Here is a 17,678-nt window from a genome sequence, read left to right on the forward strand (position 1 = left end):
ATCGCTCGCGTCCTGCCAGCTTCGAGGAGATCCCATGACCCATCCGGCTGAACTGCCGCTCGACGCGCTGGTGCAGGAGCATCGCGTGCATCGGTCGCTCTATACCGACGAAGCGATCTTCGCCGCTGAGATGAACCGCGTGTTCGGCGCGACCTGGACGTACCTCGCCCATGAGAGCGAGCTGCCGGCGCCGCACAGCTTCGTGCGCCGCAAGCTCGGCCTGCGGCCGGTGATCGTCAGCCGCGATCGCGACGGCGCGCTGCACGTGTTGCTCAACCGCTGCACCCATCGCGGCGCCACCGTCTGCCGCCAGGACGAGGGCACGGCGCGGCGCTTCACCTGCCCGTATCACAACTGGTCGTTCGACAGCGCAGGCGCGCTGGTCGGCGTGCCGATCGAGGAGGGTTACGGCGAGGGGTTCGACAAGACGGCGCTCGGCCTCGGCAAGGCGCGGGTCGCGAGCTATCGCGGCTTCATCTTCGCGACCCTCAATCCGGAGATGCCGGATCTCGTTGATCATCTCGGTCCTGCCGCGCAGCTGATCGACGAATGGCTCGACCGCTGGCCGGGCGCCACCCTGAAGCTGCAGCGCGGCACCCATCGCATGATCTGCCTCGGCAATTGGAAGCTGGTCTACGACAACTCCGCCGACGGCTATCACCCGGGCTTCTCGCACATGTCGCTGCTGCGCATGCGCAAGGACCGCTACGGCGCCGGCGTCGACATGCAGTGGACCATCGGCAATGTCGATCACGGCCTGCAGACGGTGGCCGATGTCGGCAACGGCCACACCTTCATCGACCAGCGCGCCGAGATCAAACGCTATTGGGAGCAGGCGGCGCCGATGCCGGGCGAAAGCCGTTACGAGCAGGCGATCCGCGCCAAGCTCGGCGCCAAGGCCGATGCCGCGCTCGACGTGGTGATGGGCTCGGGCATGAACCTCAACATCTTCCCGAACCTCCTGATCATCGGCAACCAGATCCAGGTGATCGAGCCGCAGAAGGTCGATCTCACCCATCTCACCTGGTACGCGACCGCGCTCGAGGCGCCGGATCTGCCGGACGAGGTCAACGCGCTGCGCATGCGGCTGCAGGAGGATTTCCCGAGCTTCGGCGAACCCGACGATCTCGCCAATTTCGAGGAGTGCCAGGCCGGCCTCTCGATCCCCGAGATGGAATGGGTGCTGACCAACCGCCATCTCGGCACCGGCACGGAATATGTCGGCCCGAAGGGCATGCTCACCGGGCCCGTGACCGACGATCTGCCGCTGCGCGCGTTCTGGCGCGAGTGGAAGCGTCTGATGACGTCAACGACACGATTGGCCGCAGCATGACCCCGCTCGATCTCAACATGGATGATGGCTTCACGCTCAAGGATATTCTGCGCGACAGTCTGGAATCGACCTATGTCGACGATGACTATTACGCGCGGCTGCGCGCCGATCTCGACGAATGGCAGGCGATCGGCACGCCGCTCACCGAGGCCGAGCGGCAGCGCTACGAGGCGCTGATCCTGCACGAGCACTGGCTGCTCGACCGCCGCGCCTTCGAGCGCTGGTATCAGCTGTACACGCGGCAGTGCCTGTACTGGGTGCCCGCGGCCGGTGACATGCCGGATGCGGCGCGCGGCGATCCGCAGCGCCAGGTGACGATCGCGTTCGACGATCGCCGGCGGATGGGCGACCGCATCGTCTGGCTGCGCACCGGCGTGGCGTCGTCGCAACTGCCACCATCCTATACCAGCCATCTCAATTCAGGCTTCGTGCGGGTTACGAGCGCCGCGGGCGACGAGGTCAAGATCCGCTCGCAATTCATCGTCCATGAGATGCGGGCCGGCCATACCGTGCAGACCCTCACAGGCTGGATGGGCCACGTGCTCAAGGAGGAGGACGGCCGGCTCAAGATCGACCGCAAGCTCGTGGCGCTGCTCGACGCCGCGAGAAGCCAGCACAACATGACCTTCCTGCTCTAAGGCGCTCGCTTTTGCGGATCGGCTTTTCATGCTAGCTGCGTGGTGATGATGATCACCATGCCCCTCGAAGCGCGGGTCGGCCTGTCGTGAGCGCGCCGGTCCCGAGCGACGGCACGGTCGCGGAGCGCATCCGCGTCGTGCGCAACCATCTGGCGCCGGCCGAGCTCGCGGTCGCCAAGGTGATCCTGGAGAACTATCCGACCGGAGGCCTGGTGCCGATCGTGCAGCTGGCGACCGCCGCCGAGGTTAGCGCGCCGACGGTGCTGCGGCTGGTCGGCAAGCTCGGCTTCGACGGCTACGGCGCGTTTCATGAAACTTTGCGCGCCGAAATCCACCAGCGCATCTTCTCGCCCGTCGATGCCTATCCCGATGCGAAGCGGCAGCCGGCGGCAGAGACGCCGGCGGCGCGCGCGCAGGCCGCCTATGTCGACTGCATCCGCTCGACCTTCTCGCATCTCGATGCGAAGGAGCTGAAGGCGGCGGTGACGGCGCTCGCCGACGTCTCGCGGCCGGTGCTGGTGATGGGCGGCCGCATCAGCGCCATCCTGGCGACGCAGCTTGCGACCTATCTCTCGATGCTGCGCAAGGATGTCGTCCACATCGCCTCCGATGGGACGGAGCGCATCTCCGCCCTGGTCGATCTCAGGCCGAAGACTGTCGTGGTGCTGTTCGATTTCCGCCACTACCAGCAGAGCACGCTCGATTGGGGCCTTGAGGCGGCCAAGCGCCGCGCGCATCTGATCCTGGTGACCGATCAATATCTGTCGCCGCTCGCCTCGCATGCGACGACCTTGCTGACCAGCAGCACCAGGGGGCTCGAGCCGTTCGATTCGATGGCCGGCGGCTTTGCGCTCACTGAGCTCCTGATCTCCGAGGTCGCGCGGTCCCTCGGCTCTCCCGCGCGCAAGCGGCTCGGCGAATTCCTGGCGCTCCAGCAGGCCGACGAGCAGGGCTCGCCGGGCATGACGCCGATCCAGAAAGGGCTGCGTGAGAAGTAGCGGCCTTATGGCCGGTAGCCCGCCGCCGGATGTGGCGCCGCCAGCCGTGCGCGCCCGAACATCTTCTCGCGCAAGGTGCCCGGCTGATACGCCTTCTTGTAGCGGCCGCGCCTGGTCAATTCCGGCACCAGCATGTCGGCGACATCGGCAAAGCTCTCCGGCGACAGCGCGAAGGCGAGGTTGAGGCCGTCGACGCCGGTCTGCTCGACCCAGCTCTCGATGAGGTCTGCAACCTTCCCCGGCGAGCCCACGAACACCGGCCCGATGCCGCCGATGCCGATATGCTCGGCGACCTCGCGCACGGTCCAGACCCGGTCTGGATCGGCGCGGGTGACGTTGTCCATCGCGCTGCGGCCGGCGTCGTTGAGGACGTGGCGGACCTGCTGGTCGAGCTCGTAGGTCGAGAAGTCGACGCCGGTCCAGCCCGACATCAAGGTCAGCGACGCCTCGTGGTCGATGTAGCGGCGATAGTCGGCGAACTTGGCCTCGGCCTCCGCATCGGTCTCGCCGAGCACGACGGTCGCGATGCTGAAGATCACGATGTCGCCCGCCGCGCGGCCGGCCTCGACCGCGGCCTGGCGGATCGCCGCGACGCGCGGCGCGATGATCTTGGCCGATGGGCCCGACATGAACACGCATTCGGCGTGGCGGCCCGCGAACACGCGGCCGCGTGGCGAGGTGCCGGCCTGGTACAGCACCGGCGTCCGTTGCGGCGACGGCTCGGACAGATGGATGCTGTCGAGCTGGTAGTTCTCGCCCTGATGGCTGACGCGGTGGACTTTCGCCGGATCGGTGAAGATGCCGCTGGCACGATCGCGCTTCACGGCATCGTCTTCCCAGCTGCCTTCCCACAGCTTGTAGACCACCTCCATGTATTCGTCGGCGATGTCGTAGCGATCATCGTGGCCGGTCTGGCGCTGCTTGCCCATGCCGCGCGCGGCGCTGTCGAGGTAGCCGGTGACGATGTTCCAGCCGATGCGGCCCTCGGTGAGATGATCGAGCGTCGACATCCGCCGCGCGAACGGGTAGGGCGGCTCGTAGGACAAAGTGCAGGTGACGCCGAAGCCGAGATGCTCCGTCACGGCGGCCATCGCCGAGATCAGCATCATGGGGTCGTTGACCGGCACCTGGATGGCGTGGCGCAGCGCGGCGTCCGGATTGCCGCCATAGACGTCGTAGACGCCGAGCACATCGGCGAGAAACAGGCCGTCGAAGCGGCCGCGCTCCAAGGTCTTGGCGAGGTCGATCCAATAGGGCAGGCGGTTGTAATCGGAGGAGCGGTCATGCGGATGCCGCCACAGGCCGGGCGACTGGTGCCCGACGCAGTTCATCGCAAACGCATTCAACCGGATGTCCGCAGCCATGATGTCCCTCGATCGTGTGGTGCCGACAGATGGCACGCTTCGGCCGATGTTTTCAATTGCGCGTGAGCGCACGGCCGCTTGCGGCGCGCGCAGGCTGGGCTATGGTCGCGATGTGATCAAGCGCGCTGCGAAGCAATGATGGCGCGCGACGGGCGAAGGCCCGGATGTGGGGAGAGGACGAGACTGATGCAGATCCGGATGGCGGCGCTGGCCGCGGTCTTGCTGACGGGGTCAGCAATGTCATGCGCCCATGCCGAGGATTTCAAGGCGAGCTGCGCGGCGCTGGCGCAGGGCTTTTCCGGCAGCGGCCGCATCGTGACGGCGGAGTTCGTCGCGGCCGGCGGCGTCCAACTGGCGCCGCCGGCCCCTGCGGGGGTCACCAGCCCGGCGCCGGATCATTGCCTGATCCGCGGCAAGATCAACGAGCGCACCGGGATCGATGGCAAGCCCTACGCTGTTGGCTACGAGCTGCGATTGCCCGCGACGTGGAATGGCAAGTTCGTCTTCCAGGGCGGGGGCGGCGTCGACGGCGTGCTGCGGCCGGCGCTCGGCCTGTTGACCGGCACCACGCCGCCGAACGCGCTCTCCAACGGCTATGTCGCGGCCTCGACGGACGCCGGCCATCTCGAGGAGCCCGGTCCGCTCGGACCGTATCTGTTCGGCCTCGATCCGCAGGCGCGGCGCGACAAGGGCTACAGCTCGATTCCGCCGGTGGCGGCCGCCGCCAGGGCGGCGAGCGAGAAGCTCTACGGCAACGCGCCGCGCCGCTCCTACTTCGCCGGCTGCTCCAATGGCGGACGGCAGGCGATGGCGGTGACGCAGCGCTTTCCAGAGCTGTTCGACGGCGTCATCGCCGGCGCGCCCGCCTACCGCGTGCCGCTGGCCGGCATCGACGTGATCGCGCAGGAGCAGGCATTGTTGGCGATCGCGCCCCCCGGTCATGACGGCAAGGCCGATGTCGGCAGCGCGCTCACCGACGAGGATCTGAAGCTGGTCGCCGATGGCGTGACCGAGGCGTGCGATGGCGCCGACGGCGCCAAGGACGGCATGGTGCAGGACGTCATGGCCTGCCGCTTCGATGCGGCGGTGCTGGCCTGCAAGGACGGGCAGAACGCGCAGTGCCTGTCGCCGCCCAAGCTGAAGGCCGTCAAGCTGATGTTCGACGGCAGCCGCAACGCCATGGGCGGGTTGATCTATGCGCGCTGGCCCTACGATCCCGGCCTCGCCGCGCCCGGCTGGCGGGCCTGGAAGCTCGGGACGCCCAAGGCCAGCCCGCCGAACGCACGCAATCTCACGCTCATTCCCGGCGGCGTCGCCTATGACTTCATGAGTCCGCCGCAAACGCCCGACGATCTCGTCTCCTGGGTGCGCAATTTCGATCTCGACCGCGACACGCCGAAGGTGATGAAGGGCGCGGATGGCTTCGACGCCGGCATGGAATATGAGGCGGCGACCTCGACCGATCTCGACGCCTTCAAGTCGAAGGGCGGCAAGATGCTGTTCTATCACGGCGTCGCCGATCCGATCTTCTCGGCGCTCGATACGATCGACTATGTCGACCAGCTCAAGACGAAATACGCCGACGCCGACGGCTTCGCGCGGCTGTTCCTGGTTCCCGGCATGAACCATTGCGGCGGCGGACCCGCAACCGACCAGTTCGATCTGTTGAGCGCGCTCGATCAATGGGTGGAAGGCAAGGCGGCCGCACCGGAGGCGATCCGCGCGACGGCGCGGCGTGCGCCGGACGTGCCATGGCCGGGGCGTACACGTGATCTCTGCGCGTTTCCGAAGGTTGTGACCTACAAGGGCAGCGGCAGCCTCGAGGACGCCGCCAATTTCGAGTGCCGCTGAACGGATCGTGCAAGTCGTCCGCATGGCGTGCACGATCGCTTGATGGGTGGTTGACGTGCCGTGCGCGAGCCCCGATCTCCCGGCCAGCGCCGGCCCGCCTTCGCGGCGTCCCATCGGCCCGCACTCGTGTCCTCATGGTTGCCGTCAAAACTCGCGCCTTCACCATCCTGTACGAGTTCGAGCATGCTCAGACCGAGCTGATCGGGAAGTGCGTGGCGTTGAGCGACGGCAAGGCCGGAACCGTGGAGCAGGTCCATCTCGACGAGCTGCATGGTCTGCGCATCTCGATCAGCGGCCATGACGGGCGCTGGCCGGTGTCGACGATCAGGTTTGCGCAGGATTGAGCGGAGCAGGGCGGAGGCGTCAGCGCCGTCTCGCATGCGCGACGGCGAAGCTTTCGATCAGTTGCCGCAGCTTGCTCCGATGCACGAGCCGCGCAGCCTCGGGCGCCGGCAGCCACAGCAGCTTGCGCTCGCCGCGCTCGGGCAATCGCCGATGCTGCTTGGTGACTTCGAGCGGAAACAGCGCCACTTCGCACTGGATCTTGCGCTTGCCCTTGCGCTTGCTGTGCTTGAAACGGCCGAGCGCATGGCGGCTGATCTTGCCGCGCAGGCCGGCCTCCTCATAGGCCTCGATCGCCGCCACCCGGTGCGCGCGCTTGCGCAGCATCGGCGACCCCTTCGGCACTGACCAGCGCCGCTTGCGGCGGGTTGTGATCAGGAGAATGCGAAGTTCCGCGGCTTTGATCCGAAAGGGCAGGGCGGCGAATTGCTTCTGCTTCATGGGACCCCCTTTCATTCCGGTTTTGAACCGCTGCGGCCGACCTTGGTTCCTTTGTCCGCGCAGCCGGCGCCATCCAGATCATTTGATACGTGGCGGTCGCTGCATTGCGACTAACCTTCGGGATGTCGTGTAGCGGAAAGCTGTCCTGCAGCCCAGCATCAAGCCATTTCGGATTCACCTATGTGGGTGCGGTGAAGGCGTGATCATCTAGGGTTGCGCACACGTCGAACTTGAACCGGGTCCGGATCGCATGGATGACGTAGAGGTTGAGAAGAAACGGCGGCGGCGCGTCAAGCAGACGATGTCGCTTGGCGAGCGGCTGATGCAGACGGCGCGCGAGGCGCGTGATCTCGCCAAGCGACTGCCGCCTGGCATCGAGCAGGCGAGGCAGTTGCGCCGCGCGCGCGAGGCGGAGGCGATCGTGGAGCTCGATCGCTTCCTCACCGCGCCGGCGCGGAGTAGTCCGACGCGGAGGAGCTGACGACGCGCGACGCCGTCGTCGCCTTCGGCTTGCGGCATCGCCGGTCGACAATGTCGCACCTGCATCAATTTGCTGCACAAGAGCACGTTTTGATGCAGGCATCGCTGCTACAACGCGCTTGACAGGTGAGGTGTTCTAAGAGACCGTAACGTCCACGCGTTGGGCACAGCGGCCCTTTGGACGCGAGCACGATCAAACCATTTCCAACGCCGCGCTGTTTCAAGCGTGTTTGGTTGGTGGCGAGGGCGCCCTCGGCTTGACAGCCGACGGGCGCTTTTTTGTTTTTGGGACGCGGGATGACACGGACGACGTTTCGCATCGGGGTGATGTTCTCGACGACGGGCTCGTACAGCGTCGTCGCGCGCTCGATGCTCAACGGCGCCCAGCTCGCGCTCGCCGAGGTCAACGCCGCCGATGGGCCGATCACGCTGGAGCCGGTCGTGGTGAACCCGTCCGGCGACCTCGCGCAATATCGGGTGCTGGCGCGGGAGCTGTTGAGCTCCGGCATCCGCCAGGTGGTCGGCTGCTACACCTCCTCGAGCCGCAAGGAGGTGATTCCCTGCTTCGAGAAGTTCGACGGCCTGCTCTGGTATCCCTCGCACTACGAGGGGTTCGAAAGCTCGGACAACGTCATCTACACGGGTGCGGCGCCAAACCAGCACGTGCTGCCGCTGGTCGAGTATCTTGCCTCGCGCGTCGGCACGCGCGCCTTCTGCGTCGGCTCGAACTACATCTGGGCGTGGGAGAACAACCGGATCTTCCGCGAGGCGCTGACCGCGCGGGGCGGCACGGTGCTGGCCGAGCGCTATCTCACGGTCGGCGACACCGAGTTCGACCAGGTGATCGCGGCAATCCTGGAGCAGCGTCCCGATGTCGTCTTCAACAACCTGATCGGCACCAGTGCCTACGCCTTCTTCCGCGCTTTCCGCGCCGCCTGCCGCTCCGCCGGCATCGATCAGCCGAACGAGATTCCGGTTGCGAGCTGTACCTTGTCCGAGCCGGAGCTGCAGGAGATCGGCGCCGAGGCGGTCGACGGCCATCTGTCGTCGAGCGTGTATTTCTCCTCGCTGAGCTCGCCGGAGAATGCCGCCTTCATGCAGGCCTATACCGCCGCGTTTCCCGATGGTCCGGTGGTCTCGGCCGACGCCGAAGCCTCCTACATCGCCGTCAAGCTGCTCGCCGCGACGTTGGCGCAGGCCGGCAGCGACGAGTCGCGCCTGGTGCGCTGCGCCGTCGCCAATCAGCGCCTGCTGGCGCCGCAGGGCGAGGTGCGGATCGATCCGCAGACCTATCACGCCTGGCTCACGCCGCGGATCGGCCGCTCCTCGGCCGGCGGCCAGTTCGAATTGCTGCTGGAAGCGCGCCAGCCGATCGTGCCCGATCCGTATCTCGTGCAGTCGTCGCCGCGCTTTGCGACTTCCATGCGTCCACCGCTGCTCCGAATGGTGAAGTCATGACCTTCCGCTTGCTGCAGAACTTCAAGGGTGGCCGCGCGCTGGTGATCACGCGGCGGGCAGGGTGGGAAACCACTCTGGAGTCGACGCTCGCCAAGCTGGGCGTTGCCTGCGAATATCCCGAAATCGTCGAGGGCCGCGCGCAGCTCGACGTCAGCGCGCTGCTGCCCGAGCGCGACATTCTGTTCATTGACGGCGACCTCGAAGGTGCTGTGGCGCTCGAGGTCAATCCCGCCTCGAAGCTGCCGCCGGTGCCGGTGATCGGCCTCGTCGGCGTGGAGGCGCCGAGCCGGCTCAAGGCTCTGGTCAATCTCGGCGCCACCTCGTTCCTGCGCAAGCCGGTGCACGGCGGCGCCGTTTACACCGCGTTGTTTCTCGGCATCAACCAGTTCCTGCTGCGCACCGACATGTACGAGAAGCTGCAGGACCTGGAGAGCCGCCGCCGCGGCCGCCGCGCCGTGATCCGCGCCGTCGTGTCTCTGATGCAGGACACCGGCCTCAACGACGACGATGCCTATTCCGCGCTTCGCCGCGACAGCATGCGGGCGCGGCAAAGTCTGGAGCTCTATTGCGAGGAGTTCCTGAAGAGACGGGCGATGCCGCCCGATACGCCGGAACGCCCGAGCAGCATCACGCTGCAAGGCGGCAACAAGCAAGCGATGTAGGAGCATCACATGACCAGATCTGGAATGCGGGGGCTGCGTGCCGCAGCCCTCACGGGGACGCTTGTCTTCGCGGCAGGCGCATATGCCGCCGAGGCGCCGATCAAGCTCGGCGTGCTGGAGGACCAGTCCGGCGATTTCGCCGCCGCGACCATCGGCAAGGTCCACGCTATCCAGCTCGCGGCCGAGGAGATCAACAAGGCCGGCGGCATCATGGGCCGTCCGCTGGAGCTCGTGACCTACGACACCCAGTCGGACAACACCCGCTACCAGGAGTTCATGCGCCGCGTGCTGCAGCGGGACAAGGTCGACGTCGTGTTCGCCGGCTTCTCCTCGGCCTCGCGCGAGGCCTACCGGCCGATCGTCGACCAGTTCAACGGCTTCGCCTTCTACAACAACCAGTATGAAGGCGGCGTCTGCGACGGCCACATGGTGGTGACGGGCGCCGTGCCGGAGCAGCAGTTCTCGACGCTGATCCCGTACATGATGCAGACCTACGGCAAGAAGGTCTACACCTTGGCCGCCGACTACAATTTCGGCCAGATCTCGGCCGAATGGGTGCGCAAGATCGTCAAGGAGAACGGCGGCGAGATGGCCGGCGAGGAGTTCATCCCGCTCGGCGTGTCGCAGTTCTCGCAGAGCATCCAGAACATCCAGAAGGCCAAGCCCGACTTCGTCGTGACCCTGCTGGTCGGCACCGCGCAGGCCTCCTACTACGAGCAGGCGGCGTCCGCCAACGTCAACCTGCCGATGGCCTCGTCCGTCAACGTCGGCCAGGGCTACGAGCACAAGCGCTTCAAGCCGCCGAGCCTGAAGGATATGTACGTCACCACCAACTACATCGAGGAAATCGATACGCCGAAGAGCAAGGAGTTCCTGGCCAAGTTCAAGGCCAAGTTCCCCAACGAGCCCTATGTGAACCAGGAGGCCGAGAACTCCTATCTCGCGCTCTATCTCTACAAGCAGATGGTGGAGCGGGCGAAGTCGACCAACCGCGACGAGATCCGCAAGGTGATCGCGATGGGCGACGTCTGCATGGACGCGCCGGAAGGCAAGGTCTGCATCGACCCCAAGAGCCAGCACATGTCGCACACCATCTACCTCGCCAAGGTCGGCGCCGACCACTCGATCTCGTTTCCGAAGGTCTGGGAGGACATCAAGCCGTATTGGCTCGGCGAGGCCGGCTGTGACCTGACCAAGAAGGATCCGATGGCGCAGTACACGCCGTCGAATCCGCCGCCGAAGCCCTGATCGGCGGCCGCGGCCGCTCCGGCGTCCCCTCACGCCGGAGCGGCCCGTTGTTTCATCCCCTCACGCATCCGAACCCCACATCGATCGAAGACATGGACATCGCAACCCTGGCATTCTCTGCGCTCTACCAGTTCGGCGACGCGTTCGCCTTCCTGGTGCTCTCGGCCTGCGGGCTCGCGGTCATCTTCGGCATGATGGGCGTGATCAATCTCGCTCATGGCGAGTTCATCATGTGCGGCGCCTATGTCACGGCGGCGACCGTGCATGCCGGCCTGCCGCTGCCGCTCGGCATTCTCTGCGGCACCTTGGCCTCGGCCTTCGTCGGCGTCCTCGTCGAACTGCTGGTGATCCGCCATCTCTATGAGCGGCCGCTCGACACCATCGTCGCCACCTGGGGACTCAGCCTGATCGCGACGCAGGGCACCCTGATCCTGGTCGGCTCGACCATGGCCGGTGTCGGCACGCCATTCGGCAGTTTTCAGGTCGGCGCCTATTCCTATTCGATCTACCGCATTGTGTTGTTCGTCGCCGCGCTCGCGGTGCTCGGCGCGCTCTATGCCTTGTTCAACTGGACACGGTTCGGCGTGCTCGCGCGCGCCACCATCCAGGTGCCGCATATGGCGGCCGCGCTCGGCGTCGACACCAGGCTGATCTACAGCCTGACCTTCGCCTGCGGGGCAGGGCTCGCCGGCCTTGCTGGCGGGCTCTACGCGCCGACCATGACCCTGGTGCCGACCATGGGCGCGACCTTCATCATGGAGGCATTCGTCACGGTCGTGATCGGCGGTGCCGACGTCTTCCTCGGCACCGCGCCGGCCGGCGGCATCCTCGCCATCGTGAAGTCCGGCATGACCTCGTGGCAGGGCCAGCTGTTCGGCCAGATCGGCCTCCTGATCGCCGTCATCATCGTCGTCCGGGTGCTGCCGAAGGGCATCTCCGGCTTCGTGCTGCGCGAGCGGACCTGAGGAGCGCCGCGATGACCGGTTTCTTGTCCTTGTTCCGCCGTCTCGAAGGACCGCAGACGCTCGGCCGCGGGCCTGCGTTCTGGGCGCTGTTCGCGCTCGTGCTCGCCGGCGCGATGGCGTACCCGTTGTTCAGCGACGGCTATACGGTCGGCAACACCGTGTACTTCTTCGTCTGGGTGTTCATCGCGCTCAGCCTCAGCCTGATCTGGGGCTATGGAGGCTCGCTGTCGTTCGGCCAGACCGCGTTCTTCGGCATCGCCGGCTATGGCTACGGCATCCTCACCATCAATTTCGGCGCGTCCTACGGCTTCACCTGGATCGCGCTGCTGCTGGCCATCGGCATGGCGGCGCTGGTGGCCGCGCTGCTCGGCTATTTCATGTTCTTCGGCCGCATCGCCGGCGTCTTCCTCGGCATCGTCACCTTGGCCGTGACCTTGATGCTCGAACGCTTCATGGCGCAGACGGCCGGCCCCGAATGGCGCATCGGGGCCGCCCGGCTGAACGGCTTCAACGGCATGAGCGCGATGCCGCCGCTGACGATTCCCTGGTTCGGCGGCCCGATCGTGCTGTTCGCCGATGTCGGGCTCTATTACGTCGTGCTCGGCATGCTCGTCCTGGTCTATCTCGGCTTGCGCATCCTGATGAACTCCTCGTTCGGCAACGTCATCGTCGCTATCAGGGAAAATCCCGAGCGCGCGGAAATGCTGGGCTACGACATCCGCAAATATCAGCTGATCACCTTCGTCATCGGTGCCGCGCTCGCCGGCCTCTCCGGCGTGCTCTACACGGTGTGGGGCCAGTACATCACGCCCTCCAGCATGGGCATGACGGCGGCCTCGCTGCCGCTGATCTGGGTCGCCGTCGGCGGCCGCAGCGATCTCACCGCGACCGTGATCGGCACGCTGGTCGTGCTGTCCGGCTTCCAGGCGCTGACGATCTACGGCAGCCAATATGCGCTGGTGTTCATGGGCGTGCTGCTGGTGCTCACCGTGCTGATCGCACCCAATGGCCTCGTGCTCGGGGTGATCAACTGGATCACGAAGCTCGTCACCCGGCGTAGGCAGGAGGCCGCGTAATGGCGCTCTTGCAACTGCGCGATGTCAACAAGCATTTCGGCGGCCTGCACGTGACGAATTCCGTCAATCTCGTGCTGGAGCAGGGCGAGATCCACTGCCTGATCGGGCCGAACGGCGCCGGCAAGAGCACCTTGTTCCGGCTGATCCTCGGCGAGCATCATCCCGGCAGCGGCCAGATTTATTTCGCCGGCGAAGACATCACCGCGCTGAAATCCTTCGCCCGCATCCGCCGCGGTCTCTCGGTCAAGTTCCAGGTGCCGGGCGTGTTCAAGGGTCTCTCGGTCCGACAGAACCTGGAGATCGCGCTGCAAAGCCGGCTGCATGGTGCGCCTCTGACCAAGGAGATCGACCGGCTGCTCGCCTTCCTCAACCTCGAAGCCGAGCAGGCGCAGCTCGCCGGCAATCTCAGCCACGGCCAGAAGCAGTGGCTGGAGATCGGCATGGCGATCGCGCTGAAGCCGCGGCTCCTGCTGCTCGACGAGCCGACCGCCGGCATGTCGCCGGAGGAGACGCACATGACCGGCGAGATGGTGCGGCGGCTGAACGCGGCCGGCATGACCGTGCTCGCCATCGAGCACGACATGGCGTTCGTGCGCCAGGTCGCGCAGCGCGTCACCGTGCTGCATCTCGGCCAGGTGTTCGCGCAAGGCTCGATCGACGAGATCGTGGCCGACGAGCGCGTCGCGGCGATCTATCTGGGGCAGGCGCATGCGTAAGGAAGTCATCCTCACCACCGTCGGGCTGCGCGCCGGCTATGGCGGCAAGCCGGTGCTGCAGGGTCTGGAGATCGAGGTTCGCGAGGGCGAGATCGTCGCCGTGATCGGCCGCAACGGCGTCGGCAAGTCGACCCTGATGAAGAGCCTGATCGGGCTGGTGCCGGCGATGAGCGGCTCGATCGTCTATCGCGGCGAGGCCGTCGAGCATCTGCCTGCGCACAAGCGCGCGCGGCTCGGCATGGGCTACGTGCCGCAGGGCCGCGACGTGTTTCCGCGGCTGACCGTCGGCGAGAACATCGCGGTCGGCGCTGCGATCAAGGGCGGCGGCATTCCGAAGGAAGGGAAGCAGCGCGTGATCGGCGCGTTTCCGATCCTGCAGGAGCGCTGGAGCCAGCGCGCCGGCACGATGTCCGGCGGCCAGCAGCAGCAGCTCGCGATCGGCCGCGTGCTGATCGCCGATCCCAATCTCATCCTGCTCGACGAGCCGTCGGAAGGCATCCAGCCCAACATCGTCCAGGACATTGCCCGCAACATGGTCGAGCTCAATCACCGGACCGGCGTCACCATCATCCTCGTCGAGCAGAATCTCGACATGATCCGCGCCATGGCGCAGCGCGCCTACGTCATGGACAAGGGCCGCATCACAGCGAGCCTCGCGCGCGAGGCGCTCGACGACGCCGCCGAGATGCGCCGCCACCTCGCAGTCTGAAGAAACTTGAAACGAGCACAAGGAGAACGAGCATGGCCTGGCAGTCGGAATCGATCATGGCCCGCAAGGGCGTGGCCAAGGGCGAGCGCGGCGCGCACCATCTCATCACCGAACAGGACCAGGGCAAGTATCACTACGTCTACGGCCCCTATGTCGATCCGGTGCTGATCATCGACCCCGGCGCCGTGGTCTCGGCCGAAACGCATGACGCGTTCGAGGGGGCGATCAAGCATGAGACCGACAGCCCGTCGAAGATCCTGAATTTCCCGTTCCTCAACCCGCAGAACGGACCGATCTACGTCAATGGTGCCGAGAAGGGCGACACGCTTGCCGTGTACATCGAGAGCATCGTCCCGCGCGGGCCGCAGCCGCGCGGCACAACCGTGATCATGCCGGAGTTCGGCGGGCTGGTCGGAACGGGGAATACCGCGTTGCTCAACCCGGCGCTGCCCGAGCGCGTGAAGAAGTTGGAGATCACGGCCGAGAAGGGCACGGTCTGGAACGACAAGATCACGCTGCCCTATGAGCCGTTCATCGGCACCATCGGCACCTCGCCGGAGATCGAGGCGATCTCCTCGCTCGTGCCGGACTATTACGGCGGCAACATGGATCTGCCGGATGTCGGCACCGGTGCGATCATCTATTTGCCGGTGAATACCAAGGGCGCGCTGCTCTATCTCGGCGATTGCCACGCTGCGCAGGGCGACGGCGAATTGTGCGGCGTCGCGATCGAGCATCCGACCGTGACGACGGTGCAGGTCGACCTGATCAAGAACTGGAGCATCGCCTGGCCGCGGCTGGAGACCAAGGACTTCATCATGACCATCGGCTCGGCCCGGCCGATGGAGGACGCGGCGCGTATCGCCTATCGCGAGCTGTGCCGCTGGATGGCCGCCGATTACGGTTTCGACGAGATCGACGCCTACATGCTGCTGACGCAGGCCGGGCGCGTCCGGCTCGGCAACATGGTCGATCCAAAATACACGCTCGGCGCGTCCATCAAGAAGCACTTCCTGGTCTGAGGCCGCAGACGATGTCGCTGACATACAAGGTCGCCACCGTCCAGTTCGAGCCTGTCCTCGCCGAGAAGGAGCGCAACATCGAAGGCCTGCTCGCGTTGTGCGAGCAGGCGGCGTCCTCCGGCGCGAAGCTGATCGTGACGCCCGAGATGGGAACGACAGGCTATTGCTGGTACGACCGCGCGGAAGTGGCGCCTTATGTCGAAAAGGTGCCGGGTTCGACCACGCACCGCTTCGCGGCGCTGGCCAGACGGCATGATTGCTACATCGTCATCGGCATGCCGGAGGTCGATGACGACGACATCTACTACAACAGCGCGGTGCTGATCGGCCCCGACGGCGTGATCGGCCGGCACCGCAAGACGCACCCCTACATCTCCGAGCCGAAATGGGCTGCCGCCGGCGACCTGCACAACCAGGTGTTCGAGACGCCGATCGGTCGCATCGCGCTCCTGATCTGCATGGACATCCATTTCGTCGAGACGGCGCGGCTGATGGCGCTCGGCGGCGCCGACGTCATCTGCCACATCTCGAACTGGCTGGCAGAGCGCACGCCGGCGCCATATTGGATCAGCCGCGCTTTCGAGAATTCCTGCTACGTCATCGAGAGCAACCGCTGGGGGCTGGAGCGCACCGTGCAGTTCTCCGGCGGCAGCTGCGTCATCGCGCCCGATGGCAGCCTGCCGGCTGTGATCGACAAGGGCGACGGCGTTGCCTTCGCCGATATCGATCTCGCATGGGCACGGGCACGCAAGGTGCTCGGCGAGCCGGTTTTCGCGCAGCGCCGGCCGGAGCTGTATCCCGAACTGCTCACCAATACCTACAGCTGGAACCCGCGCGATTTTTTCGGCCTCTACGGCCATCAGCCGTGGCCGCTGGGCAAGCGCTCGCGCGTCAGTGTGGCGCAGTTCGCGCCGAGCTCCGACGTCGCGGCCAATCTCGCCCGCATCGCCGAGCTCGCGGCTGTGGCGAAGGGGGAGGGCGCCGAACTGGTGGTCTTCCCGGAACTTGCAGCTACAGGGCTGACCAATCCGGCCGAAACCGCCGAACCGATCCCGGGCCGTGTCACGGGGACGCTGACCGGGATCGCCGCGGAGCAGGGGCTCACGCTGGTCTGCGGTCTTGCAGAACGAGACGAGAACACCATCTATAATTCAGCCGTCCTGGTCACCCCAGACGGTAAAATCACCACCTACCGCAAGACGCATCTCACGACGGCCGAGCGCAGCTGGGCCACGGCGGGAGACGAATGGGCGGTCGTCGATACGCCGATGGGGCGGATCGGCATCCTGATCGGCCATGACGCGGCGTTTCCGGAAGCGGGCCGGGTGCTCGCCTTGCGCGGCTGCGATCTGATCGTGTGTCCTTCGGCGGTGAAGGGGACTTTCAGTGCGGCGCATGCAGGGACCGAGGTGATGCAGCCGGCGCCGATCCCGACCGGGGCCGACGCGCATCATTGGCATCACTTCCGTGTTCGCGGTGGCGAGAACAACGCCTACTTCGCATTCGCGAATGTGTGCAACGCCGCGAATGAGTATCGCGGGCTCAGCGGCGTGTTCGGTCCGGATACGTTTGCGTTTCCGCGCCGCGAGGCGATGGTCGAGCGCGGGGAGGGCATTGCGACGCTCGAGATCGACACCAGCAATCTCGACAGCGTCTATCCGACCAACGTCGTCCGGCGGAAAGATCTCGTCTGCATGCGCATGCCGCACTCGTATCGTGCGCTGGTGCAATCGACGGCGAGCAATTTCTGAGCTTGCGCGCGCCATCCGTTCCAAAATGGAACGGATGCGGCATGTGACGGCGCGCAAAGCGGGGTGCGACGACGCTGTCCACATTTCTTCACAGCCGTCGCAAAAAGTTCTTGCACGGGATGCGGCATCGCACTATCTCACCACCACGCCAGCCGGACATCACTGATGACTGAGGCCCCCGAACTTCCGGGACCAACGTTGTTTTCCTTGATGTTTCTTCTTCCGACTGGCTCTTGAGTTTTTCTTCAGAAAAGCTCTTGACGGTCTCGAAAAATCAGCTATTTGAAGCGCCCCGGCAACGGAGACTTCGACGGCGAAAGAGACCGAAGAAGGTGCACTAATTAGTTCGGAGCGACTGAGTTCGCGAACTAACAAGTGCGGGCTGTTTGACAAGTGAAGATGAAGAAAGAGAAACGTGGACGGCGGAGTCCTTGCGGGTCTCGGGATTGAGGGCTTCGGCTTTTGGTTCTGGGATCGGACGAGAAGACTTCGGCGGACAATGTTTCAAAGGTAACACCATGGTCTTTGCGCTGTGAAGCGCGGGATCGATTGGTGGGACCTCGTCAAACGTTGTGATCAGCCGGTTCAAAGCTTCAAGTTCAACTTGAGAGTTTGATCCTGGCT

Annotated in this window: 18 protein-coding genes; 15 read left to right on the forward strand and 3 right to left on the reverse strand. The window is 65.6% G+C overall.

The features are described 5' to 3' along the window. The first annotated feature begins 34 nt into the window (after positions 1-34). From ACQR0Z_RS11785 to ACQR0Z_RS11795, 3 genes are all read left to right on the forward strand, one after another. Entirely contained in the window at positions 35-1,333 is a 1,299-nt protein-coding gene (locus ACQR0Z_RS11785) for an aromatic ring-hydroxylating dioxygenase subunit alpha (RefSeq protein WP_434918691.1), read from the forward strand. Continuing rightward, positions 1,330-1,971, forward strand: a complete 642-nt coding sequence (locus ACQR0Z_RS11790; protein ID WP_434918692.1) for an aromatic-ring-hydroxylating dioxygenase subunit beta — start codon at positions 1,330-1,332, stop codon at positions 1,969-1,971. Before ACQR0Z_RS11785 ends, ACQR0Z_RS11790 begins: the two co-directional genes overlap by 4 nt. 86 nt (positions 1,972-2,057) lie before the next feature. Next, entirely contained in the window at positions 2,058-2,969 is a 912-nt protein-coding gene (locus ACQR0Z_RS11795) for a MurR/RpiR family transcriptional regulator (protein WP_434918693.1), read from the forward strand. A gap of 5 nt (positions 2,970-2,974) precedes the next feature. Here ACQR0Z_RS11795 and ACQR0Z_RS11800 read toward each other — a convergent pair whose 3' ends face one another. After that, positions 2,975-4,333 (reverse strand): LLM class flavin-dependent oxidoreductase, encoded by a 1,359-nt coding sequence (locus tag ACQR0Z_RS11800; protein ID WP_434918694.1) that lies wholly within the window; start codon positions 4,331-4,333, stop codon positions 2,975-2,977. 186 nt (positions 4,334-4,519) lie between these two features. Here ACQR0Z_RS11800 and ACQR0Z_RS11805 point away from each other — a divergent pair, with 186 nt between their 5' ends. Together ACQR0Z_RS11805 and ACQR0Z_RS11810 are read left to right on the forward strand one after the other, a co-directional pair. Further along, positions 4,520-6,184: a tannase/feruloyl esterase family alpha/beta hydrolase gene (locus tag ACQR0Z_RS11805; protein WP_434918695.1), complete on the forward strand. Its 1,665-nt coding sequence runs from the start codon at positions 4,520-4,522 to the stop codon at positions 6,182-6,184. Between the two features lie 134 nt (positions 6,185-6,318). Beyond that, entirely contained in the window at positions 6,319-6,528 is a 210-nt protein-coding gene (locus ACQR0Z_RS11810; RefSeq protein WP_434862392.1) for a PRC-barrel domain containing protein, read from the forward strand. A 19-nt stretch (positions 6,529-6,547) separates the two neighbouring features. On the opposite strand, the gene ACQR0Z_RS11815 is transcribed toward ACQR0Z_RS11810, so the two are convergent. Then, entirely contained in the window at positions 6,548-6,967 is a 420-nt protein-coding gene (locus ACQR0Z_RS11815) for an NUDIX hydrolase (RefSeq protein ID WP_434918696.1), read from the reverse strand. A gap of 250 nt (positions 6,968-7,217) precedes the next feature. Here ACQR0Z_RS11815 and ACQR0Z_RS11820 point away from each other — a divergent pair, with 250 nt between their 5' ends. The 10 genes from ACQR0Z_RS11820 (at position 7,218) to ACQR0Z_RS11865 (ending at position 17,054) form a co-directional block, all read left to right on the forward strand. Continuing rightward, positions 7,218-7,448, forward strand: a complete 231-nt coding sequence (locus ACQR0Z_RS11820; RefSeq protein WP_434878252.1) for a hypothetical protein — start codon at positions 7,218-7,220, stop codon at positions 7,446-7,448. A gap of 296 nt (positions 7,449-7,744) precedes the next feature. Further along, entirely contained in the window at positions 7,745-8,905 is a 1,161-nt protein-coding gene (locus tag ACQR0Z_RS11825; protein ID WP_434918697.1) for a transporter substrate-binding domain-containing protein, read from the forward strand. After that, a complete protein-coding gene (locus tag ACQR0Z_RS11830) occupies positions 8,902-9,567 on the forward strand; it encodes an ANTAR domain-containing response regulator (RefSeq protein WP_434918698.1) in 666 nt (221 codons plus the stop codon). The genes ACQR0Z_RS11825 and ACQR0Z_RS11830 overlap by 4 nt, the downstream gene beginning before the upstream one ends. Positions 9,568-9,576: 9 nt before the next feature. Continuing rightward, on the forward strand, positions 9,577-10,815 hold the full coding sequence (locus tag ACQR0Z_RS11835; protein WP_434918699.1) for an urea ABC transporter substrate-binding protein: 1,239 nt from the start codon (positions 9,577-9,579) through the stop codon (positions 10,813-10,815). 92 nt (positions 10,816-10,907) lie between these two features. Continuing rightward, positions 10,908-11,780, forward strand: a complete 873-nt coding sequence (locus tag ACQR0Z_RS11840) for an ABC transporter permease subunit (RefSeq protein WP_315720909.1) — start codon at positions 10,908-10,910, stop codon at positions 11,778-11,780. Positions 11,781-11,791: 11 nt separating this feature from the next. Next, positions 11,792-12,856 (forward strand): branched-chain amino acid ABC transporter permease, encoded by a 1,065-nt coding sequence (locus ACQR0Z_RS11845; protein ID WP_434918700.1) that lies wholly within the window; start codon positions 11,792-11,794, stop codon positions 12,854-12,856. After that, complete coding sequence (locus ACQR0Z_RS11850; protein ID WP_434862385.1) at positions 12,856-13,572, forward strand: ABC transporter ATP-binding protein; 717 nt, start codon at positions 12,856-12,858, stop codon at positions 13,570-13,572. The genes ACQR0Z_RS11845 and ACQR0Z_RS11850 overlap by 1 nt, the downstream gene beginning before the upstream one ends. Next, positions 13,565-14,281: an ABC transporter ATP-binding protein gene (locus ACQR0Z_RS11855; protein ID WP_434918701.1), complete on the forward strand. Its 717-nt coding sequence runs from the start codon at positions 13,565-13,567 to the stop codon at positions 14,279-14,281. Before ACQR0Z_RS11850 ends, ACQR0Z_RS11855 begins: the two co-directional genes overlap by 8 nt. Before the next feature lie 32 nt (positions 14,282-14,313). Then, entirely contained in the window at positions 14,314-15,303 is a 990-nt protein-coding gene (locus ACQR0Z_RS11860) for an acetamidase/formamidase family protein (protein WP_434918702.1), read from the forward strand. Between the two features lie 11 nt (positions 15,304-15,314). Next, positions 15,315-17,054: a nitrilase-related carbon-nitrogen hydrolase gene (locus tag ACQR0Z_RS11865; protein WP_434918703.1), complete on the forward strand. Its 1,740-nt coding sequence runs from the start codon at positions 15,315-15,317 to the stop codon at positions 17,052-17,054. A 337-nt stretch (positions 17,055-17,391) separates the two neighbouring features. Here ACQR0Z_RS11865 and ACQR0Z_RS11870 read toward each other — a convergent pair. Next, positions 17,392-17,678 (reverse strand): hypothetical protein (locus tag ACQR0Z_RS11870; RefSeq protein WP_434918704.1); only part of this gene is annotated, 287 nt, incomplete at its 5' end.

It is taken from the genome of Bradyrhizobium sp. HKCCYLS3077 (assembly GCF_051167555.1).
Lineage (GTDB): Bacteria > Pseudomonadota > Alphaproteobacteria > Rhizobiales > Xanthobacteraceae > Bradyrhizobium.